This is a genomic window from Paenibacillus sp. EB106-05-06-XG162, assembly GCF_058791655.1.
Genome location: NZ_JBYTDT010000008.1, coordinates 241930 through 264021, shown reverse-complemented (window position 1 = coordinate 264021; position 22092 = coordinate 241930). Strand labels below are relative to the sequence as shown.

General features: G+C 43.4%; 18 protein-coding genes. 1 reads left to right on the top strand and 17 read right to left on the bottom strand.

Annotated elements, in window-relative coordinates:
* The first annotated feature begins 74 nt into the window (after window positions 1–74).
* Window positions 75–1820 (top strand): alpha-glycosidase, encoded by a 1746-nt coding sequence (locus AC3WU2_RS18585; RefSeq protein ID WP_492456584.1) that lies wholly within the window; start codon window positions 75–77, stop codon window positions 1818–1820.
* Window positions 1821–1949: 129 nt separating this feature from the next.
* Here AC3WU2_RS18585 and ligA read toward each other — a convergent pair whose 3' ends face one another.
* The 17 genes from ligA to AC3WU2_RS18500 all read right to left on the bottom strand — a co-directional run bounded on the left by ligA (window position 1950) and on the right by AC3WU2_RS18500 (window position 22085).
* Window positions 1950–3944 carry an NAD-dependent DNA ligase LigA gene (gene ligA / locus AC3WU2_RS18580; RefSeq protein WP_492456600.1) on the bottom strand — a complete coding sequence of 665 codons (1995 nt, stop codon included), beginning with the start codon at window positions 3942–3944 and terminating at the stop codon, window positions 1950–1952.
* A 108-nt stretch (window positions 3945–4052) separates the two neighbouring features.
* Window positions 4053–6413, bottom strand: a complete 2361-nt coding sequence (gene pcrA / locus AC3WU2_RS18575) for a DNA helicase PcrA (RefSeq protein WP_492456583.1) — start codon at window positions 6411–6413, stop codon at window positions 4053–4055.
* 24 nt (window positions 6414–6437) lie between these two features.
* Window positions 6438–7136 carry a heptaprenylglyceryl phosphate synthase gene (pcrB, locus tag AC3WU2_RS18570; RefSeq protein ID WP_492456582.1) on the bottom strand — a complete coding sequence of 233 codons (699 nt, stop codon included), beginning with the start codon at window positions 7134–7136 and terminating at the stop codon, window positions 6438–6440.
* 199 nt (window positions 7137–7335) lie between these two features.
* Window positions 7336–8163 (bottom strand): energy-coupling factor transporter transmembrane component T family protein, encoded by an 828-nt coding sequence (locus AC3WU2_RS18565; RefSeq protein WP_492456581.1) that lies wholly within the window; start codon window positions 8161–8163, stop codon window positions 7336–7338.
* Entirely contained in the window at window positions 8156–9853 is a 1698-nt protein-coding gene (locus AC3WU2_RS18560; protein ID WP_492456580.1) for an ABC transporter ATP-binding protein, read from the bottom strand. The genes AC3WU2_RS18565 and AC3WU2_RS18560 overlap by 8 nt, the downstream gene beginning before the upstream one ends.
* A gap of 9 nt (window positions 9854–9862) precedes the next feature.
* The gene (locus AC3WU2_RS18555; RefSeq protein WP_492456599.1) at window positions 9863–10411 is read right to left on the bottom strand and encodes an ECF-type riboflavin transporter substrate-binding protein; all 549 of its coding nucleotides are present in this window, start codon (window positions 10409–10411) and stop codon (window positions 9863–9865) included.
* Window positions 10412–10556: 145 nt separating this feature from the next.
* On the bottom strand, window positions 10557–10697 hold the full coding sequence (locus tag AC3WU2_RS18550) for a hypothetical protein (protein WP_492456579.1): 141 nt from the start codon (window positions 10695–10697) through the stop codon (window positions 10557–10559).
* Window positions 10698–10747: 50 nt separating this feature from the next.
* A complete protein-coding gene (locus AC3WU2_RS18545) occupies window positions 10748–12154 on the bottom strand; it encodes an undecaprenyl-phosphate glucose phosphotransferase (RefSeq protein ID WP_492456578.1) in 1407 nt (468 codons plus the stop codon).
* A gap of 45 nt (window positions 12155–12199) precedes the next feature.
* Complete coding sequence (locus tag AC3WU2_RS18540) at window positions 12200–13060, bottom strand: glycosyltransferase family 2 protein (protein WP_492456577.1); 861 nt, start codon at window positions 13058–13060, stop codon at window positions 12200–12202.
* A gap of 119 nt (window positions 13061–13179) precedes the next feature.
* Entirely contained in the window at window positions 13180–14103 is a 924-nt protein-coding gene (locus AC3WU2_RS18535) for a glycosyltransferase family 2 protein (protein WP_492456576.1), read from the bottom strand.
* A 10-nt stretch (window positions 14104–14113) separates the two neighbouring features.
* Complete coding sequence (gene rfbD / locus AC3WU2_RS18530) at window positions 14114–14962, bottom strand: dTDP-4-dehydrorhamnose reductase (RefSeq protein WP_492456575.1); 849 nt, start codon at window positions 14960–14962, stop codon at window positions 14114–14116.
* A gap of 1 nt (window position 14963) precedes the next feature.
* Window positions 14964–15980 (bottom strand): dTDP-glucose 4,6-dehydratase, encoded by a 1017-nt coding sequence (gene rfbB, locus AC3WU2_RS18525; protein WP_492456598.1) that lies wholly within the window; start codon window positions 15978–15980, stop codon window positions 14964–14966.
* A gap of 13 nt (window positions 15981–15993) precedes the next feature.
* A complete protein-coding gene (gene rfbC, locus AC3WU2_RS18520; protein WP_492456574.1) occupies window positions 15994–16542 on the bottom strand; it encodes a dTDP-4-dehydrorhamnose 3,5-epimerase in 549 nt (182 codons plus the stop codon).
* A gap of 9 nt (window positions 16543–16551) precedes the next feature.
* A complete protein-coding gene (locus AC3WU2_RS18515) occupies window positions 16552–17295 on the bottom strand; it encodes a sugar phosphate nucleotidyltransferase (RefSeq protein WP_492456573.1) in 744 nt (247 codons plus the stop codon).
* A 373-nt stretch (window positions 17296–17668) separates the two neighbouring features.
* Window positions 17669–18241 carry a hypothetical protein gene (locus tag AC3WU2_RS18510; RefSeq protein ID WP_492456572.1) on the bottom strand — a complete coding sequence of 191 codons (573 nt, stop codon included), beginning with the start codon at window positions 18239–18241 and terminating at the stop codon, window positions 17669–17671.
* Window positions 18242–18252: 11 nt separating this feature from the next.
* Window positions 18253–19845 carry a glycosyltransferase gene (locus tag AC3WU2_RS18505; RefSeq protein WP_492456571.1) on the bottom strand — a complete coding sequence of 531 codons (1593 nt, stop codon included), beginning with the start codon at window positions 19843–19845 and terminating at the stop codon, window positions 18253–18255.
* Window positions 19842–22085 carry a glycosyltransferase family protein gene (locus tag AC3WU2_RS18500; RefSeq protein WP_492456570.1) on the bottom strand — a complete coding sequence of 748 codons (2244 nt, stop codon included), beginning with the start codon at window positions 22083–22085 and terminating at the stop codon, window positions 19842–19844. Before AC3WU2_RS18500 ends, AC3WU2_RS18505 begins: the two co-directional genes overlap by 4 nt.
* Between the last annotated feature and the right edge of the window lie 7 nt (window positions 22086–22092).

Genomic DNA, 22092 nt, shown 5'->3' with positions numbered 1-22092 from the left:
CGCGCCGAACAAAATCGGCGCGATAGCTTATTTGCGTTATATAAGATGAATTGATAAAGGAGCTTGATCTATTCATGTTACTCGAAGCGATTTACCACCGGCCCAAACAGAACTGGGCCTACGCATACGATGAGACAACAATCCATTTACGTATTCGCACCAAACGAAATGATGTGGAACGCGCTGAAGTCGTCTATGGCGACAAATATTTGCCTTGGGATCAAATGATGACGAAGGATATGCGTATTGTCGGACACGACGAATTATTCGATTACTGGCAGGCCGAAGTGCAGCCGAAATATCGACGCCTCAGCTATGGCTTCAAGCTGTATCAAGGAAAAGAAACAATCTGGCTGACAGAACGCGCACTTGGTGAGCAAACGCCAACAGGCCATCTGGGAAACTTCGAATTTCCATTCTTGAACCCTGTGGATGTGTTCACGCCCCCTGCTTGGGTGAAAGATGCAGTCTTCTATCAGATCTTCCCGGAACGGTTCGCGAACGGCGATCCCTCCAATGATCCTGAAGGTGTGGAGCCTTGGGGCGGTAAACCGACACCAAGTAATTTCTTCGGTGGGGATCTGCAAGGTGTCATCGATCATCTGGATTATATTCAAAAGCTAGGTGTGAATGCGATCTACTTCACGCCGGTCTTCGAAGCAACGACGAACCATAAGTATGATACACAGGATTACATGAAAGTGGATCCGCATTTCGGTACGAATGAGACGCTGAAGGAATTGGTGCAGCAATGCCATACTCGCGGGATTCGCGTATTGCTCGATGCGGTATTTAACCACAGCGGACGAACTTTCGCTCCATTCCTTGACGTGGTGGAAAAAGGAGCTGATTCCCCTTATGCAGACTGGTTCTATGTGCGTGAATATCCACTAACGGTTGTGGACGGCGTCCCGACGTATGAGACGTTCGCATTCGAACCGAAAATGCCGAAGCTCAACACAGAGCATCCGGAAGTGAAGAAGTATTTGCTCGATGTCGCAAAATACTGGATCGAAGAAGTAGGCATTGATGGCTGGCGCCTTGATGTGGCCAATGAGGTGGACCATGCCTTCTGGCGTGAGTTCCGTAAGGTCGTTAAGAGCGTTAATCCTGAAGCTTATGTTTTAGGTGAATTGTTCCACGAAGGCATGATGTGGCTACAAGGCGACCAATTCGATGCGCTGATGAACTATCCGTTCACGGGCGCTGTGCTCGACTTTTTCGTGAACGAGAGCACGGACGGAGCACAGTTCGCCGGCAAAATGTACGGGCAGTTGTTCCGTTATCCGCATCAAGCGAATGAAGTTACATTCAACTTGCTCGACAGCCATGACACGGAACGCTTATTAACATTATGTAAGGGCGATGTTCGGAAAATGAAGCTCGCTGCCCTCTTCCAGCTTACGTTCCTCGGTACACCGTGTATCTATTATGGCGATGAGATTGGCTTGACTGGCTCCCATGATCCGGATTGCCGGAAATGTATGCCTTGGGATGAAGCAGAATACGATATGGACTTGCTTGGATTCTATCAACGGACGATTGCGCTGCGCCATCAATATAGCGCACTACGCAGCGGAGATTTCCGATTCCTCTATGCGAAGGAAGGCGATTCACGCATTGCTTATGAGCGCCAGGATGCGGATGCCACATTCGCAATCCTCATGAATGTGGACAAGCGTGCCCGTTCTATGACTATCAAGCTGCCTGCAGGAGAATGGCAGGATGAGGTGACAGGTGTACGTTACACGTCAACAGGTAAGAGCTTAAAGTTCCCGCTTGCTGCATACGGGGCGATGGTGTTAAGAAAAATAATGTAATGTAACGAAAATACGAAAGCCCTCGGGCAATCCAGGCATACGAATGATCAATGCGCTGGATGTTCCGAGGGCTCTTTTATGTGTTACGGTAATGAATGGCTGGCGATGATGATGTAGAACTTAGACGTTCTACTCTCCCAGCAATTGCAGTAATTCTTCTTCGCTGTCGATGATACGAATGCCGAGCTGCTGCGCCTTAGTCAGCTTGCTGCCCGCACTCTCGCCGGCAATGACAAAGTCGGTCTTCTTCGAGACGCTGCCTGTCACTTTTGCGCCGACAGCTTCCAGCTTCTTCGCAGCTTCATCACGGCTGAGGGTAGGAAGCGTTCCGGTTAGTACGACGGTTTTGCCAGTAAATACGGTCTCCCGCTTCGGTTCCGATGTAGTCGGCGCTGCGGCCGGGGACACGCCAAGCTCGATCATCTTGCGAATGCTCTCTTGCATTCGCGGATCCGCAAAGAAGGATACGATGCTCTCCGCTACGATCGCGCCAACGTCTTGAATCGTGACCAACTCTTCCGCCGTTGCCGCCATCAGCTTATCCAAGCTGCCGAAGTGATCGGCAAGTGCCTTGGTAGTCGTCTTACCGGTATTCGGAATACCTAGGGCGAACAAGAAGGACGATAAATCACATTGTTTGCTCTTCTCTAACGCTTCAAGCAGCTTATTCGCTTTCTTCTCGCCAAACCGATCCAAGTCGATCAATTGATCAAACGTCAGACTGTAAAGATCTGCTGGATCACGAACGTCGACCTCGTCATAGAGCTGTTCCGCTGTCATGACGCTGAATGCCTCGATATCCATCGCATCACGTGATGCGAAGTGTGTAATCCGTCCGATCAGCTGCGGCTTGCAGCCAAGTCGATTGTTACAGAATAGATGCGCGCCGCGCTGCTCAAGCTCCGATCCGCATGCAGGACATGTCGTTGGGAAGACTATTTCTTCCCCGTCGTTCTCCTCTGTTGCTTTACCTAGAATCTCTGGGATGACATCGTTCGAACGTCGGATAAAGACGCGTGATCCGAGTGCGTACTTGAGGTTCTTGCGTTCAATGTCACCAATATTATTCAGCGTACAATTCTGCACCGTTACCCCAGCGAGTTCCACCGCTTCAACGCGGGCGACTGGCGTTATTTTTCCCGTACGGCCGACTTCCCAGGATACCGACTCTAGCACGGTTGTCGTCTCTTCCGCTTCGAACTTGAAGGCAACCGCCCAACGCGGGAATTTATCCGTATAGCCAAGCACCTCGCGCGTGCGCATATCTGTCAACTTAATAACCGCTCCATCAATCAGATAGTCCAGTTGCTCACGCTGCTCCACAATATTGGCAAGCTCCTCGATAGCCCCCTCGATCGTGTCGAAATAGGTGACGTAAGGATTAACTTTGAAGTGATTCTCATGCAAGAATCCGACCATCTCTTGATGATTGTCGAACCGAATCGCATCGGAGTAGCCCACATTATAGAAGAAGGCGTTCAGCTTGCGTTCAGCTGTCGTCTTCGGATTCAAGTTCCTGAGTGCACCTGCTGCTGCATTACGTGCGTTCTTGAGCGGCTCTGCCGCGGTCTCGTTGTACTTGTGGAGCACAGATAAGTTCATGATCCCTTCGCCCTGAACTTCAATGGTTCCGTCTCGATAAGGAATGGTGAGCGGTACGGAGCGAATGGTCTTAACTTGTGCAAGAATGCCCTCACCAACTTCACCATTTCCTCGTGTGGAGGCTTGCACGAGCTTACCGTCCGTATAGGTCAAGTTCAGGGTAAGACCGTCAAACTTCAGCTCCAGCACATAAGAAGGCTCAGGCAGTGGGGTGTCAGGATTTTTCGTATTATAGTCATTCACAAGCTTCATGACCCGCGCATTCCACGTGCGAACATCTTCGACATTCTGCGCTTTGTCGAGACTCCAAAGTCTTGCCAAATGGCGATGCTCCGAGAACCCTTTGAGTAGTTCTCCGCCTACGCGCTGTGTTGGGGATTCTGGGAAAATCACACCTGTCTCCCGCTCCATCGCAATAAGCTGATCATATAGCGCATCGTATTCCTTGTCGCTCACGGTAGATTGGTCTAACGTATAGTACTCAAAGTTGTATCGGCTCAGCTGTGTAATTAACTCCGACATCCGCACTGCCGTCTCCTGACTGAGTGCTCCTGTACTCCCTTGAACTTCATTCATCCCTGTACGATCCGCCACGCTCGCATCTTCCACCTTTCTTCGTATCCAACATGTTTATACTTTCGTAATCGGAGCAAACCCTGCAAGTAGACGCTTCACGCCTACCGGTGCCGGGAACGCAATCTGCAGCTCCATATCATTCCCTGTTCCTTTGATCGCCACGATGACGCCTGTTCCCCATTTGCCATGCGCGACTTTATCACCCGTCTGGAAGCTCTGCGCTCCGCCGCCTGCTCCACCTGATGCAGCACTTGCCGTCGCCTTCGCAGCATCCATGGTGGAAGTGACCGTCACGCGTCCGCTCGTGCTTGTGACACCGCCGCTGCGTTGACCAAATCCGCCTGCACTCGCTCCGCTGCCGCCTAGCCCCGACCGATTTCCGAACCCACTTCCGCCTCGGCTTCCCAATCCTGATCCGAAGGTAGATACATCTCGACCAAATCGATCTCTCGATGAGGAGGAAACATTCGATTCTTTGAGTTCGTCTGGGATTTCATTCAAGAATCGGGATGGCGCATTGCTCGTCGTGCGTCCGAATAGTGTACGCATCCGTGCGCTGGTTAAGAAGAGCTGCTTCTCTGCGCGTGTGATCCCTACATAAGCAAGACGGCGTTCCTCTTCCAGCTCCTCGTTATCACTAAATGCACGGCTATGCGGGAATACCCCTTCCTCAAGTCCAATAATGAAGACGGTCGGGAATTCTAGACCTTTCGCGCTGTGCATCGTCATGAGGACGACGGCATCCTTGACTTCTTCCTCTTCATCATCACCGAGTGAATCTATATCTGCAATAAGCGCCAAGTCGGTTAGAAAGGCAACCAGCGACTTATCTTCATTATTCTTCTCGAATTCTTGCGTTACAGACAGGAACTCATCGATATTTTCCATACGCGCCCGGGATTCTAGAGTATTCTCACGCTGCAGTTCCAGCTTGTACTCGGTCATTTCGAGCACTTTCTCCGTTAACTCGGTTACAGACAGGAACTCTTGCATGCGATTCAGCTGTTCGATCATCGTACGGAAATCCCGTAATGTGCCTTTGGTACGTACCGCAATATCGACATCATCCATGTTATCGATCGTGTCATAGATGGACATATCCCGTGATGCAGCAGCCACATCAAGCTTCGCCAGCGTCGTATCCCCGATTCCCCGCTTCGGAACGTTAATGATCCGATTCAAACTGATATCATCGCTCGGGTTCGAAATAAGTCGCAAGTAGGCGAGAATGTCCTTGATCTCTTTGCGATCGTAGAACTTCGTGCCGCCGACGATTTGATACGGAATATCCGATTTGATCAGAATTTCCTCGATGACCCGGGACTGCGCATTGGTCCGATAGAGAATCGCATGGTTCTGATATTGTTGGCCTTGATCATAGTTCTTCTTAATTTCACGTGTAATAAAATAGCCTTCGTCATGCTCGGAATCCGCTTGGTAATGCGTGATCTTCGCGCCTTCGCCTTGACTGGTCCATAGCTTCTTCGGTTTGCGGCCCGTATTGTTGCCGATGACTTCATTCGCCGCGTTCAGAATGTTCGCTGTAGAACGGTAATTCTGTTCGAGGAGAATCGACTGCGCATTCGGATAGTCTTCTTCAAAGTTCAAGATATTCGAAATGTCCGCCCCGCGCCAACGATAGATCGACTGATCACTATCCCCGACCACGCAAATATTATGATGCGCATCCGCGAACATTTTGCAGAGCATGTACTGTGCACGGTTCGTATCCTGGTACTCATCGACGTGAATATATTTGAATTTCTTCTGATAGAAATCTAGCACTTCTGGAACTTCTTTGAACAATTGAATGGTCGTCATGATCAGATCGTCGAAGTCTAACGCGTTGTTCGTACGGAGTCTTTTCTGATACATGGTGTATACTTTGGCAACGATGCCTTCGAAATAATCGCCGATCTTCTGCTCATACTGCTGCGGTGTGATCAGTTCATTCTTCGCGGTACTCATCATCGCTTGAACGGCCTTCGGCTCGAATTTCTTCGTGTCGACATTCAATTCCTTCATGCAATTGCGAATGACCGATAGCTGGTCCGTCGAATCCAAGATGGAGAAGTTCGAGGTGAAGCCGATCCGTTCAATATCTTTGCGCAAAATACGTACACACATCGAGTGAAACGTCGATACCCAAATGTCGCGTCCATCGGGACCCACGAGCTTCGATACCCGCTCCTGCATCTCCCGCGCTGCTTTGTTCGTAAAGGTAATCGCTAGAATTGCCCAAGGTGGCGCTTTACGCGTAGCAATTAAGTATGCGATTCGGTGCGTTAGCACACGTGTCTTACCACTCCCTGCGCCGGCCATAATGAGGAGTGGGCCTTCGGTTGCTTCAACGGCTTTGCGCTGCTCTGGGTTCAGGCGGGCAACCGCATCATATATATTCATGGATTCATGCATAAGTACATGCTCCCTCCCTATCTTCTATTCCTGTACCTCTCTTACCGCTTGCACAGTAAGCAAGGCTTGTTCCAATTGATCATATAAAATATTGCCAACAACAATGGTATCAGCGGATGCTGCAGCTTGACGGGCTTGATCGAGATTCGTAATCCCACCGCCATAAATAAGTTGTGCTTGATGAAGCTTCTGTCGCACGTTTCGAACGAGCTCCATATCACCGAACATGCCGCTATATTCGATATAAATAAACGGCAACCGCATCAAGCGATCAGCCACTTGCGCATAGGCAATAACGTCGGATGTTGCTAGATTCGCATTGGCCTCCGATACTTTGGCAGCCGTCGCATCTCCATTCAAGACAATATAACCTTCAGCGAAAACAATCTCCCACGGCAGCATGCTGCCAAACTCACGCACGGCTCGCTGCTGATGTCCGATCAACCAATCGGGGTTGCTCGTGTTGAGTACCATCGGTATCAAATAATGGTCGAACCCCGGCACCGCCGCATCCGGATTGGATACTTCGAGTACGCAAGGCACTTCGTATTGCCGGATTCGCGAGAGTAAATCTACCGTATTATCGAACGTCACACCGGACGAGCCTCCTACCAGAATCGCGTCTGTTCCAGACATGCAGATCTTGTCCAGCGCCTCATCACTAATGCTTCGATCTGGATCCAATTTAAACATGTGCCTCCACGGCATGAATCGTTGTTCCACGGCAGTTCCTCCATCTATTTTATGAAAATAGCTTAACAGAATAAGTCTAAAGGACATAGGGGGTGGTGTCAATTTACTGGGGACTATTACATAAAGAACTTCACGAATGTATGTTCTCTAAATTATAGCATATGATGGGGCTCGCAGGGAACAAAGAAATAGACCGCTCACCTCGAGAAGGTTACGGTCTACGATTACATTAAAATGGATACCAGAATCCGCTGAGCACACCAATCTTCAGCCAGATCGCACTGGCAGTTACCAATATGCACAATGCGCCTACGGTGTAATCCATGGCACGCAGATCCTCCATGGCGTACCATGTACGACGTTTATGTTTGCCGAACCCACGTAACTCCATGGCATTAGAGACAACCTCAATACGCTGGAGTGACGAGTATAACATCGGAATGGCAATCGACGTCACATTTTTCACCCGCTGTGTGAATGGGGCATCTCCCTTACGAAACCCGATTCCGCGCATTTGCATCGAATTCGTGATCCCACGGAACTCCGATTGAATATCCGGAATATAACGGAATGCGATATTGACCGCATAGGCGATTTTATAAGGAATGCCGATCCGATTCAAACTGCTCGCAAACTTACTCGGATGTGTGGTGAAAATAAAGAGCAAGCTCACAGGGAGCAACGTCAAATATTTGGCCGTCAGCGTCAATACATAGAACAACGTCTCCAGATTAATCGTATTATAGCCAATATTCAATACCGGTGTATTCGTTCCAGTCAGCTCTGAGCCATACGTCGGCGTAATGAGAATAATAAAGGCCGTGTTAAATACGTTAAAGACGATCATGACCCAGAGCAGAATCCGAATCTGCCGGAATGGTATTTTCGCGGATAATAATAGAATGGTTCCGATGAAGAGCATTACGATAAAAACGCGCAAATCTAGAAAAAGAAATGTCGTGATCGTCCATGCGGCGAACAATAACATTTTGATACTGCCATCCATACGGTGGAAAACGGAATTCCCGGGAGCATATAACGTTCCCATCTTACTCATGGTGCTTCACCTTTTTTTCATAGTTAATAAAATGCTGCACGAATCCTTCTGCTGAAGGCAGTCCGATCATTCGCGACAGCATGGAGAGTGATGTTTCTTTCAAATTCGCCCGTTCAATCACCTCAGCGTTCGTCAGCACACTCGCCACGCGATCACTCGCAATGACTTCGCCCCCCGATAGAACGACTGCACGATCTGTATATTCCAAGGCCAAGTGCATATCATGGGTTATGAAAATGAACGAAAGTCCTGTCTGCGACAAACTCGAAATAAACTCCATAAATTCGGTGTAGTGCTTATAGTCCTGACCTGCCGTCGGCTCGTCCAAAATAATCAGCTTTGGCTCCATCGCTAGAACTGCTGCAATCGTGACTCTCTTCTTCTGACCATAGCTGAGCGCAGAGATTGGCCAGTTGCGATACGGATAAAGGCCGCAAATGCGCAGCACGTGTTCCACCTTCTGATCCACGATCTCTTTGGGCACCCCACGTACCGTTAGTCCAAGTGCAACTTCATCCCAGATCATATGCTGAGTGATCATTTGATTCGGGTTCTGCATCACATAGCCAATCTTCTCCCCGCGCTGCCGTATGTTCCAAGGACGAATGTCCTCGCCTTGCAGCCGGATCTCACCAGATGTCTGACGAACAATCCCCATGATCAGATGGCTCAGGGTCGATTTGCCCGCACCATTATTACCTAGCAGCGATACAATCTCCCCTTCGTGGACTTGAAAAGAAACGCCGCGAATGACCTCCTGTGCTCCATCATAAGCGAAGCGAAGATTCTGAACGTCTAGTAGCGGTTCGCGGTTCTGGACCTCTGCTGAAGCAGCGGCGGATTCATACCACGCCTCGAGTGCATGCTCGAACTTCGGTAATTTCATGTTATTTAACTGCGTTAATTTATCGGCTGTAGAGAGCTCGCATCCGGCATATTTTAGCGCCTCAATGTAGAGGGGTTCGCGTAGTCCATGCTTGCGAAGAACATCAGAGGCAAGAATCTCATCCGGCGTTCCTATCGCTTGAATTTCACCTTCGCTCATAACCACGATCCGGTCGATAGGCTGCTCAAGAACATCTTCAATTCGATGCTCGATGATGATGATCGTCTTGCCCGTCTGCTTATGAATGTCGTCAATCATCTGCATCGCTTGCTTGCCGCTGGCTGGATCCAAATTCGCGAGCGGCTCATCAAAGAGTAGAATATCGGCTTGCGTTGAGAGAATGCCCGCTAGTGACACGCGCTGTTTCTGTCCACCGGAGAGATCATGAGGGCTTTGATCTATAAATGGAAGCATATTCACGGTCGTGAGTGCATGCTCCACTTCCTCACGCATCTGTTTGCGCGGTACGCCATCATTCTCAAAGGAAAAAGCAACGTCCTCACCGACCGATAGACCGATGAACTGTCCATCTAGATCCTGAAGAATGGTACCAACGGTTTTGCTGATCTCAAAAATACTTTTGCCTGTTGTGGGCTCTCCGTTGATCGTCATCGTGCCTTCGATCTTGCCTTCGTACGTAAAAGGAATCAGCCCATTGATACAATGGGCTAATGTCGACTTGCCAGAGCCGCTTGGGCCGGCAATTAATATTTTCTCACCGGGCTGGATCTCAAGATTGATGTTCCGCAGCGTTGGCTCGGTTAACTTCTGATATTGAAAGCTGAATTGTTGGAAGGATATCATGCTGTACTCCTATTTCTCAATGGTTAAGTTCGTGCTCTTCTTATTCACACGTAAGATAGCAAGGATGATCGGTAGACCCAGGACGGCAACAACGACGATGTTCGATAGGAATGCGCCCCAGAATTGAACGAGCATTTTGTCTAGCGGCTCACCCATGAAGAGAACGTCGAACATTGTCGCTTCTCCCATCCCTACGAGACAACCTAAGAAACCAAAAGCTACGATTTGGTATAAATGCTTCTTCGCGTAAGCGCCTGCCTTCACGTTGAAACCTTTGCTCAAATATACGAATCCACTGAATAAACCGATGAGTCCCGATCCAAGCGCCCAACCCCACCAGACGCCTCCACCTGACATCAAATCCGTAATGACGTGGCCGATAAATCCGATTAAGAAACCAATCACGGGACCGAACAATGCGCCAAAGATCGTCAAGAACGCAACCGCTGGCTTAATCCATGTCGCTGGACCTACTGTAAAACCAAAAAATCCTAAAAAGCCATACAACGCTGCGCCGATCCCGATCGCGACCACAACGAGTGTGCTGAAATTAAAAATTGACTTCTGATTCATCTAGCCAAAATTCCCCTCTCACCTGATAATAAGCTAATACTAAAGGAAATGACCCTCGGATTCAATAGTAATATTCCGAATATTCAATATTCAGAACTATGAAATTGTTAGGAATTTAGTCGGAGTCTTATTAAAAAAGTTGTCGAATGCATAGGATGATCAAAATCCACAGCAGCATGCCTAGTCCACCGCCGATGAGCCAGCCGCGGCCGGGGTTCCTGCTCTCTTCTTCGTCATACGTGTCAGATGAGTCATGCAGATGCATGGTCATAGAAAAACCCCCTCTACTAGATATCTCTAGTATCGGGAGTTTGGGGTGCGTTAATACGCGTTCTTGTTGATAAAACCGTTGATTACCGTCTTCCAGATGATCTTCACATCGAAAAGAATGGACCAATTCTCAATATAAAAGATATCATAGCGAATGCGCTCTTCGATCGATGTATCCCCGCGCAGGCCGTTGCTCTGCGCCCACCCTGTAATGCCCGGACGGACATGGTGTTTGACCATGTATTTCGGAATCTCTTCCTTGAATTGATCAACGAAGAAAGGTCGCTCTGGCCTCGGGCCGACAATACTCATATGTCCGAGCAATACGTTAAAGAATTGCGGCAGCTCGTCGAGACTTGTTTTGCGAAGGAACGAACCGAACTTCGTTTTCCGTGGGTCGTTCTCGGTCGTCCACTTCGTATCCGAGGTCCCTTGCGATTGAACGCGCATCGATCTGAACTTGAACATCATGAAGTTCCGACGATTGAGGCCTACACGCTCTTGCTTGAATATGATCGGGCCGGCCGATGTTAACTTGATACCGATTGCTGCAAAGAGCAGAACTGGTGATGTTAGTAGGATAGCAAAAAGTGCAAAAGCAATATCAAAAGCGCGCTTCAGGATGCGGTTGCTCATGAGATCAAGCGGTATGTCTCGCACGTTGATGAGCGGCATGCCTGCAAAATTATCGAACGTTGGGCGCGCTGGCAAGTAGTCGAAGAAATCGGGAATGATGAGCGTTCGAACGCCTGCTTTTTCACATGCATTGATGATTTGCGGGAATCGATGGTGCGCCTCGAGTGGAAGTGCAATAATCACTTCGTCGATTAGTCGCTGTTCGATGATCTGTTCGAGGTCGTCGATGGTCCCGAGAATTGGCTTGTATTGGAGAGCGAATTGCTCGTCGATTTCTTGTTGGTCGTCCAGGAAGCCAAAGACTTCGTAGCCCATTTCAGGATGCTGCTTCAGGTTCTTGTAAAATCTTTTGCCCAGTGTGCCCGCGCCTAGGATAAGCACAAATTGTTTATTAAAACCTTTCTCACGGAAGTGGCGGAGTCCTTTTTTGACTGCAAAACGGTAGAAAAGGATCGCAAGCACGTTACCGATCATATAAACCGCAAGGTATTCACGCGAGATATGTACGGCTTTAAAGTAGAACAATAGACTTAGGAGCACAAATAAGCTGATCAGATGCACTTGAATGACACGCCAGAAGTCGTCGGCGAATCTCTTCTTACGCTTCGGCGAGTAGAAGCTACTCATCATGCCAATGATGACGGCGATGCCGCCGTAGATAAGGCTCCATTTGGAGTATTCCGAGATCGGAAGCGGATTCTCGTGCTCCATCAGGCCGCTCTGGAATTTTATCCAATAGGCGAAGAGAAACATCATCTGAATTACTACAAAGTCAGCTAGTATATAAAGTTGCGTGAGAAAACGCTGGTTCTTACGCAGCATGCTGTCACCTCGATTGATTTAAGAAGATAGGAATTGCGTTTGATTCTATCGTAACATTTTATTTTTGATGAGTGATGTCGAAAATTTCACCAATATCCCTGCGTAGACGAGTGCATTGGTTAGGAAAGAGTATTTCTCACGGTAATGCTTACGATGGAATACATACATCGCGCGATGGAACTCATAGATGATCTTGAATGGCTTACGCCGACTGCTTGCACCTTTGTAATGCGTGATGAAGGTCTTGGAATAATAGTAGTTCTGCCAGCCTGCTTGCTTGATCCGGTAACACCAATCGATGTCTTCTCCATACATGAAAAACTCCTCATCCAGCATTCCCACCTGATCAATTGCTTCTCTGCGTACCAGCATGAAGGCACCGACGAGACAGTCGATCGGGTAAGACTCATCGGGACTGAGATAGCCTTGTTGATATTGATTGAAGCGTGGGTTGTTCGGGAACACGCGCGAGAGGCCAAAAGCGTAATAGAACGACGCAGAAGGCGTAGGAAAGCCGCGCCGACATGCTTTGTCCAGTGAACCATCTGGAAGAATGACTTTGCAACCAGAAGCCCCGACTTCAGGGTGACTGTCCATGAACTGGAGCATAATCTCGAACGTTTCTGGCTCGACGATCGTATCGGAGTTTAGTAGTAATATATATCGACCTTGCGCCACACGCATACCTTGATTGTTGGCGCGCGAAAAGCCCACATTCTCTTTGTTCGCGATGAGATGCGTTGTAGGGTAATGGCGCAGCAATTGCTCAACCGAATCGTCGGATGAGTTATTGTCGATAAGTATCACTTCGTATCGATATGACGTTGTCGAAGCGTAGACCGATTGCAAGCAATCTAGTGTTAATTGTCGTGTATTGTAGTTGAGGATGATAATGCTAAAGTCCATTAATAATCTCCCATCTCGAGAGTTGATAGGCTTATTATAGCATAGAAAAAGACTAGAGGACGAAATTAACAGGGTTAACCAGATAAAGTCTTGATAAAGATTAGACTAATGGTTAACTGTTAGATGTCGGATCTAGTCTTGTTTTGGATGACTTTCTTTTTATGCCGTAAAACAGGTAGTTCACGATAGAAACTTGTCCACGAACGAAGTACCTTAGGATCTCGTAATAAGGCATATGCAATGCTAGCTAATTCAAAGGGAAGAATATGAATTATATTCCGGAGTAGATTCCTCCAGGAATCATTTTTATAAATCATTTTATAGCGATTAATATAAGAATATTGCCGAATGAATAAAGGTTGTTGGTCACGCGAACCCTTTTTCCAACCACGTTCATGATGGGCAATAGCATCTGCACAGTAATAGGATCTCCAGCCATATTTTTGCGCACGCCAGGCGACATCCACATCCTCTTTATAAGCAAAAAAGGATTCATCATAAAATTGCCCTTCAATGCTGATATCTTCAACCATGTCTCTTAAATAGAGTGCTGCAGCGCCAGAGACGCCGAATACTTCTCCAGAATCGTTCCAAAGATCCGATGTTTCTCCTGCACCACGATCGAATGCTCTTCTTGCACGATTCATGACAAGGCCTGTACTATCAATGATGTGGGGGTTGGATTTTAGTAATAGACGCCCTGTTGCACTCCCAATCTTAGGTTTTTTTTCACAAGAATTCACAAGTTTTGATACATATTCACGATCTAACGTGACATCGGGATTGAGAACAAGAAAATAATCGGCTTGCGATATGTGCATCGCTTGGTTATGGCCTGGGGCAAATCCAAGATTCTGCGTGTTATAGATTATATGTACCCGGTCATTGTACGATTGCAGCACCTCTCGGATGTTATCATGGGATGCATTATCCACAACAATGACTTGTTGAATAGGGTAAGACTGCTTGAATACGCCATCCAAGCAATCTATTATATCTTTCGCGCTATTATAAGTAACAATATGAACACTAACTGTTCTCATAAGAAACTCCTTATTTCATTGCAAATTCTGTTATGAATTCCTTCAATGCTTCTCTCCAGGACCGTAGATCCCGTAGTCCGTTCGTTCGGATAGACAAATGCTCCATCACAGAGTTACTTGGTCTTGGAGCTGGACGCGGAAATTGATCCGTTGTGCACGGCAATAATTCAGTCTTTAAGCCTGACTCATCGAATATTGCTTGTGCGAACTCATACCACGAACAAGAATCTGTATTCGAAGCATGATAAATACCATAATACTCCGTCTGAATCAGTTCCTCCAGGAAGTAAGCTAGATCAACTGTATACGTTGGCGATCCCACTTGATCATGAACTACTTGGAGAGATGGCTTCTCGGCTCCCAGTTTCAACATTGTTTTTACAAAGTTATTACCGTGGGCCCCATATACCCAAGAAGTACGCACAATATAGTATTTCGAAGAGAGCGTTTGAACAAGATGCTCCCCTGCTCGTTTGGATTTCCCGTAAACTGTATGAGGGTCCGTATTATCATATTCACGATAGGCTCTAGGAGAATTGCCGTCAAACACGTAATCCGTGCTAATATAGCAGACTTTAGCTCCGGCTTTTTCAGCTGCCACTGCAATGTTACGACTACCGACTGCATTTACGAGATATGCACTATCTTCATCCGTCTCCGCTGCGTCTACAGCTGTGTAAGCTGCGCAATGTATGATGGCATTTGGTTGATAGGCAAGAATGACAGATTCACATTGCAGTTGGTCCGTAATATCTAATTCTTTGCGTGAACACGCGAGTACATTATGCCCCTTTTCCGTAAAAATACGAACAACATCCTGACCCAACTGGCCATTTGCACCCGTAACAAGGATCTTCATATTACTCACCTAGACGCTCGCCATATTGCTTGGCGTAATATTCTTGATACGCTCCAGATTGAATCCGCGTCCACCAGTCTTTATTGTCCAAATACCACTGTATCGTTTTCTTAATTCCCATCTCAAAATGATACTGTGGCTGCCATCCCAATTCTGTGCAAATCTTCGTCGCATCAATGGCATAACGGCGGTCATGGCCCAGACGATCTGCTACGTAAGTAATCAGTGATTTAGGTTTATCTAGCGTTTCGAGAATCGTCTCCACGATTTGAATATTCGTCCGTTCATTATTACCACCAACGTTGTATACTTCACCGCTTTTACCGTTATGGATTACCAGATCGATCGCACTGCAATGATCTTCAACATACAGCCAGTCACGGACATTTAATCCATCACCGTAGACCGGAAGTTGCTTGTCATTTAAAACATTTGAGATCATTAACGGAATTAATTTCTCTGGAAAATGATAAGGACCATAATTATTCGAACAACGTGTGATATTCACATTCATCCCGTAGGTTTCGTGATAGGCACGAACAAGCAGATCCCCACCTGTTTTACTTGCCGAATATGGACTGTTCGGTGCTAACGGTGTAGTTTCTGAAAACATTCCCGTATCCCCGAGCGTACCATAGACTTCATCTGTTGAAATTTGAACATATTTTTGAACGTTATACTTACGCGCTGCATCAAGCAACACTTGGGTACCCATGACATTCGTCTGTACAAAGATACCTGGATCCAAGATGCTACGGTCAACATGAGACTCGGCTGCAAAGTTAACTACAATGTCAACGCCTTGTTGAAAGATCTCGTCTACTTTTCGCGCGTCAGCGATATCGCCTTTAATGAAGAAGTAGTTCGGTTGATTCTCAACACTCTTCAAGTTTTCTAAGTTTCCGGCATACGTAAGAGCATCTAGATTGACAATCTGGTAATCCGGATACTTATTTACCATGTAAATTACAAAGTTACTCCCAATAAACCCAGCACCGCCTGTGACCAATAACTTCAACATCGTCTCCCCCTTACTCAAAATTGATGTCTGCATCACGTAATAACGGATGTTTTGTGTCTTTTTCCGATAGAATTGGTTGATCCGTTGGCCAGTCAATACCTAGCGCAGGATCATTCCATAGGATCCCCCGATCGTGTTCAGGGGAGTAGAGTTCATCGACTTTATATAGCACTTCCGTATTGGGCTCTGTCGTACAGAAACCATGAGCGAAGCCCTGAGGAACAAGCAATTGACGCTTGTTTTCTGCGCTCAAATGAACACCAATCCATTGGCCGAATGTAGGGGAGTTGCGTCGAATATCAACAACAACATCATAAATCGCACCAGCCACTACGCGAACTAACTTCGTCTGTGCTTCCGGATTCAATTGATAGTGCAAGCCTCGAATAACCCCTTTTTCGACTGAAAGAGAATGATTGTCTTGGACAAAAACATAATCAATATTATATTCACGAAACTTCGCACTGTTGTAACTTTCCATAAAAAACCCGCGATGGTCCCCATGGACCGCGGGTTCAATGATTTGGACGCCTTGTAACTTCGTATAGATTACATTCATGGCACACCTCTATAATTTTAACTTACCGAATTCTTCAGGAAACATGATTTCCTTTGCCAGTTCATTCGCTTTAGCCCAAGACACATGTGTTCCCGCATCCGTCCACCAGCCTTGGAGAATATCATATGTAAGATCACCACGTTTAATATATGCATTATTTACATCCGTAATCTCTAATTCACCACGCTCTGAAGGTTTAAGTGTTTTTACGATATCAAATACAGAACTATCGAACATATATATCCCTGTTACTGCATAGCTACTTTTAGGGCTCTGTGGCTTTTCCTCTATAGACACGATTCGATCTCCGTTAAGTTCGGCCACTCCATAACGTTGAGGATCATGAACTTCTTGGAGTAGGATTTTAGCGCCTGATTGCTGCCTACGGAAGTTTTCTACATAAACCGAGATATCATCTTGGAAGACGTTGTCCCCGAGAATGACCACCATTTGGTCTTTACCTACGAATTGTTCTGCAAGATCTAATGCTTGTGCGATTCCACCTGCTTCATCTTGAACCTTGTACGTAAAGGTAACGCCCATATTACGTCCACTGCCTAATAGATTTACAACGTCCCCCATATGTTCTTTACCCGTAACGATAAGGATGTCATGGATGTTAGCTTGTTTGAGTTTAAGAATAGAGTGAAAGATCATAGGATATTTACCTACGGGAAGTAAGTGTTTGTTGGTTACCTTGGTTAATGGGTATAAACGCGAACCAGTGCCTCCGGCTAGGATAATGCCTTTCATTTTAATATCCCTTCTCTCACACTATTTTTTTATATATATATAACAAATCTAAAAGAGACATATAACAGAAAGATACTAAATACGAATTACGAAACCTGGTTCGTTTTCATCCAATCGTTTAATTTTAGTTTCATTTCCCTTCAATATTTTATCAGATATTATTCTACCAAGTTCTCTTTGTAATTATTACAAAAAAAGTAGTACTTTCTTTTTCCTCACCACCCAGACTCCCTTTTTAAAATATAACATTTTAAAACCAAATGTTACAAATAAACATTCGTTCGTAACCAATAATTCAAATATGGAAAACAGCGGATTTCAAATTGTGATTCCGCTGTTTTAGTTATTTAAGTAAATAGTATTCTTTTGTATCTCAATTACCTTTTTTTTTAAATTTGATTGCTCCGTATATAAATAACAGAAAGATAACACAGTTTATTATGAATATAAAAGGACTTTTACTAATAGATGTAGTGATCGTGTTTATGAATTTTTTAAGAAAATTATTACTGAATATAAGCTTTTCAGAAGAAATCTTGATACTAGGATTAATTGAAAACCAATAAATGTTTTTTTCATCAACTAAGTCAAATTCTAAAATACCCGTCTTCAAATTAGTTGTTGCAGTATGCTGCGTCATATTTATTGTAATATTTGTTTTTCCAATCCCTTTTTCATCTACTTTGATAGGAAATCTTTCACCTTCCCACAAAATTTGTTTATGATTTTCATCATAAACGTGGTATGACAGAAATACTTTATCATTGTAAAGTTCTTTCTTGGTAAAATGAACATTCAAATCAACATCAAACTGCTTTGTATATTGTTCTTTCTCGGAATTAATGACTATACTTACATCAGACGAAGAACTTGCTAAGACAGAGGTGCTTAAAGCAATTAGCAAGACTATCAACATTATAGAAGTTATTATTTGCTTTTTATTCATAATCCACCTTGTTACATATATCCTCTAAACACTCGATTATATTCGCCAACAACTTTTCCCCAGTCCCTTCTACTAAAATTCTCATATAACTCAGCTTGAGCATCAAAAAGCACTTGTACATTTTCCGTTGCCCATACGATTCGATTGGCAATTGATTTGGGATTGTAAGGATCGAATAACATAATCTTTTTTAAATATGGATTAGCAATTTCATTTTCCACAACAGGTATACAGCTCATAACAGACGGTGTTCCCACAGAATATGCTTCGGAAAATGTGAAAGGAAATCCCCCTTCAAATAGCGTTGGATTTACTGCACATGTTGCCAACTTATTAAAGGCTGCCAATACCTCAGACGGCAAACCATTCATTATAATAATATCATTTTGCAAATAATTTAATTCCATATATCTCTGAATATCAACACTATCAGATATATTTCCTGTTAAGATCAACTTCACATTTTTATACATATCTTTATTGATTATTTTTATGGCTTTTATTAAATTGAATATATTCTTATGTGGCCTATTTTGAGATGAATATATAATATAATCCAATTTTGTAATGTCACAATTATAAAGGATATGTCCCGGTGAAAAGTATGCTTTAATATATCTATTAACAATTTGTTGAGCATTCTGATTAGCCGTAAAATACTTTTCTATCGAGTTTGAGACTTTCAAGTGTTCACTCATATCTACGTTTGCGTGCTTTATCACAGTAACTTTTTGTTCATTAACTCCACACTTATTTACCAAATGATGATACTTCACCGTTTCACTATAACAAATCAAATGATCGGCAACATCAATACTTTGACGTATCCTTCTGTGAATTTCATCTACACCTTTGAATTGTGTTGGAAAATCATAGAAAACAATATCTGGTGCTGCAAGTACTTTTTTAGCATTTAAATATGATATTTGTGGCCATATCATAGATGGAATAAAACATATGGTAATGTCCTTACGAGTATTTATTTTTTTCACAAGCCTATTCAATTCATTATCTAACACTATTTGATAAATCTTTCCCTGACCCTTTGACAATAACGACCTTAACGAGACTGTAAAGGATTCTACTGAAACTGTCTTTTTAACAATATATTTTACCGACTTTACCAACAACTGAGTAATAATATAAATAAGATATATGACTATCGAACATAACAATAGCGGAGATAGAACTAATAAAGCTATTACGTAAATGAAAAATTTACACATTAATAAATACCATGAAGAAGTACTAAAAAAATCTGAGATACTATTTCGGATAAGATTAATTACACTTTTTTTAATACTTTGGATTAATCTATTCTTAGAACGTTTTTTCTCTTTTCTTTGCCTTAATTTTATCCAACTTTTAACCCTAACTCCAATAGGTACATTATCAGTAGACAATACTTCAAATCTATCAGTTGGTATTTTATTATCTTCTAGAAGGATATTTACAGATTCTTTTAGCCAGGATGGACAAAGCAGTATGATAGACATACTATTTTCCCCATTCTCTTTTAGAATAAAAGCAAGTAGCCTTCCAATACCTTCTGTCGTTAAATTTACACCTGGCTGAAAGCCTAAGAAAACTCCGATTTTTTTCATAGTATTCTCCTCCAAAAACGGGATATTTCAGTTAGATCGATATCTTTCATGCGATCAAATTCACTTTTTGAAGGTATTGATTGTATAGGTTCTGAAAGAACTTCCATTAATGCATTTTCATGTTGCAAGAAGTTTACATACTGAATATTAGTTGAAAAAACTTCCTCAAAATCTTTGTAGAACGGAAAATCATTAACAATAACTGGTTTTGAAAACAACATCGCTTTTGCTAATTTAAAGAATATCCCTGTTTGATCATATGGAATAATAATTCGCTGAGCATGGGCATATAGGGCATCATACTCATTAGCTCCAATATTCACATAGATTGTTACATTGTTTTTCAAAATGTCTGATTGTTTAATATATTTATTTAAGTCATTTACGAAACATTGATCCCGTTCCGAGGAATAACTACTTAGACATAATTTAATTTGTTGATTATCACGATATAATCTATAATAATCGCTGATATCATTAATTAATCCCATTATCATTGAACTTCTATTCAAATCTGCCTCAATTAGTGAATACTCCTCTTTTGGAGATAACCTTTCATTTATTTGTGGCGTTGAATAAATAAATGGAATAACAAATATAGATTCCCCATTAATTCCCAAATGTTTTATTAAATCGATTTTAGTATTCCTTGAGCTCGTCAAGATAAAAGATGCATTCTTAAGATTTGCAATTCGTATATTAGATATAGTTTCGTAGAATCGATCTCCCAAGGTTTCAACAAAATACCCGTAAGGCTTGATAGGTGCTATGGGCTCATCAATACACCAATCCATAAATAACCAATAATCAGTGTCAACAAAGTTTTGCGCATGGTCAACTGGTATAACATAATTGCTATACCACATGTGTTTGTGAACAAACATTAAATCTAATGAGTCAGAAGTATCCATTGAAGAAATCGACTTGAATTCATATTCTCTCGATTCTATATTCTTAGATATACAATGTAAGCTGTTAAATTGTTCTCTGTCCTTTTCATTATAATAATTATTAAATATAACTCTATTTAATGGATTACATTCCTTTATAGTCATATTTAACACTTCAATCATTTTCATGTAATCACTATTATGTTGCTTAGCTGGTTTAGCCGAATTAAAAATAGCTACCGTATTGGATTTAGTATATGGATAACTTGATTGTTCAATGATAGGGAGAAAGTTTTTTTCCCACATCTGCCTATTGTATTCGTATGAAAATTGATATAAAATCCCCTGTTGATCCTGTTTAATATCTTCAATTAGTTGCGTATCACCAGAAAATATCCTCTGAATTTTACTTCGAGCTTCATTAATACTTTTACAACAACCGGATTGTTTCTTTCCTTTAGCAAGTATGCTGAGAAGACCACCATCCATATAAATCACAGGCATACCTGCTATCATCGCTTCCAATGGATGATAATGTAAATGGCGCGGATTAGTTGCATGATAAAACATGACTTTACATTTTTTATATAGCTCATTCAATTTTTCTCTTTCAAGAAAACCGATAACTTTATCATCATCTACTGGAATAGGTTGATTCCCAGCAACTATATAATCAAAACCTTTAAAATCTTTTTTAAACTCGTTGTAGACTTGTTCAGATTCAGGTACATATTTTATTCTGGTACAAAAAAATAATATTTTATTGTCTTCTCCATACCACTCATTTTTAATTTCATAAAATTCCGAAGGGAGTCCTAGAGGCATGAACACTGCTCTTTCTTTATAAAGCTCATCTTCTATTTCATATATATTTGGGTAACACTGAGAAAACCAAAATCTATTTTTAATTTGTTTTAATCTGTATTTCTCACTCTGTTCAAAATAATGGTCAATTAACTGAGAATAATTTTTAAATTTGGAAGCTCCTACTCCAAAGGCACGAAAAAAAATATCTCCGTCAAAATTATAAATTAATTTCCGTAGTATTGCGAAAGTCGTATCTGTATATGTCATCGCTGTAGCAAAATGAGTATTAATAATTTTACGAATATGCAGTGGCATATTGTTCGTACTTGAGAAAAAATCATACTTATTTAATTCTTCTAAATCTTCAATTGGAATTGTAAGTGTATTGTCAAAGTCATACGTAATTGATCCACTTGACTGAAAAACTTCCTTTATAGCGATCTTTGGAGTGAAAATTTCAAATCCCAAATCTCTGATAAGAGGCAGTTCAAACTTGCTTAATGTATCATGATTCAGTAGCCACATTATTCTTTTCTTTCTCATATTAACC

Excerpts from the sequence above, each read along its gene's own strand:
- AC3WU2_RS18585 (WP_492456584.1), top strand. The coding sequence starts at position 75 with ATGTTACTCGAAGCGATTTACCACCGGCCCAAACAGAACTGGGCCTAC.
- ligA (WP_492456600.1), bottom strand. The coding sequence starts at position 3,944 with ATGTCGGAGTTAATTACACAGCTGAGCCGATACAACTTTGAGTACTAT.
- pcrA (WP_492456583.1), bottom strand. The coding sequence starts at position 6,413 with ATGCATGAATCCATGAATATATATGATGCGGTTGCCCGCCTGAACCCA.
- AC3WU2_RS18565 (WP_492456581.1), bottom strand. The coding sequence starts at position 8,163 with ATGAGTAAGATGGGAACGTTATATGCTCCCGGGAATTCCGTTTTCCAC.
- AC3WU2_RS18560 (WP_492456580.1), bottom strand. The coding sequence starts at position 9,853 with ATGATATCCTTCCAACAATTCAGCTTTCAATATCAGAAGTTAACCGAG.
- AC3WU2_RS18550 (WP_492456579.1), bottom strand. The coding sequence starts at position 10,697 with ATGACCATGCATCTGCATGACTCATCTGACACGTATGACGAAGAAGAG.
- AC3WU2_RS18545 (WP_492456578.1), bottom strand. The coding sequence starts at position 12,154 with ATGCTGCGTAAGAACCAGCGTTTTCTCACGCAACTTTATATACTAGCT.
- AC3WU2_RS18540 (WP_492456577.1), bottom strand. The coding sequence starts at position 13,060 with ATGGACTTTAGCATTATCATCCTCAACTACAATACACGACAATTAACA.
- AC3WU2_RS18535 (WP_492456576.1), bottom strand. The coding sequence starts at position 14,103 with ATGAGAACAGTTAGTGTTCATATTGTTACTTATAATAGCGCGAAAGAT.
- rfbD (WP_492456575.1), bottom strand. The coding sequence starts at position 14,962 with ATGAAGATCCTTGTTACGGGTGCAAATGGCCAGTTGGGTCAGGATGTT.
- rfbC (WP_492456574.1), bottom strand. The coding sequence starts at position 16,542 with ATGAATGTAATCTATACGAAGTTACAAGGCGTCCAAATCATTGAACCC.
- AC3WU2_RS18515 (WP_492456573.1), bottom strand. The coding sequence starts at position 17,295 with ATGAAAGGCATTATCCTAGCCGGAGGCACTGGTTCGCGTTTATACCCA.
- AC3WU2_RS18510 (WP_492456572.1), bottom strand. The coding sequence starts at position 18,241 with ATGAATAAAAAGCAAATAATAACTTCTATAATGTTGATAGTCTTGCTA.
- AC3WU2_RS18505 (WP_492456571.1), bottom strand. The coding sequence starts at position 19,845 with ATGAAAAAAATCGGAGTTTTCTTAGGCTTTCAGCCAGGTGTAAATTTA.
- AC3WU2_RS18500 (WP_492456570.1), bottom strand. The coding sequence starts at position 22,085 with ATGAGAAAGAAAAGAATAATGTGGCTACTGAATCATGATACATTAAGC.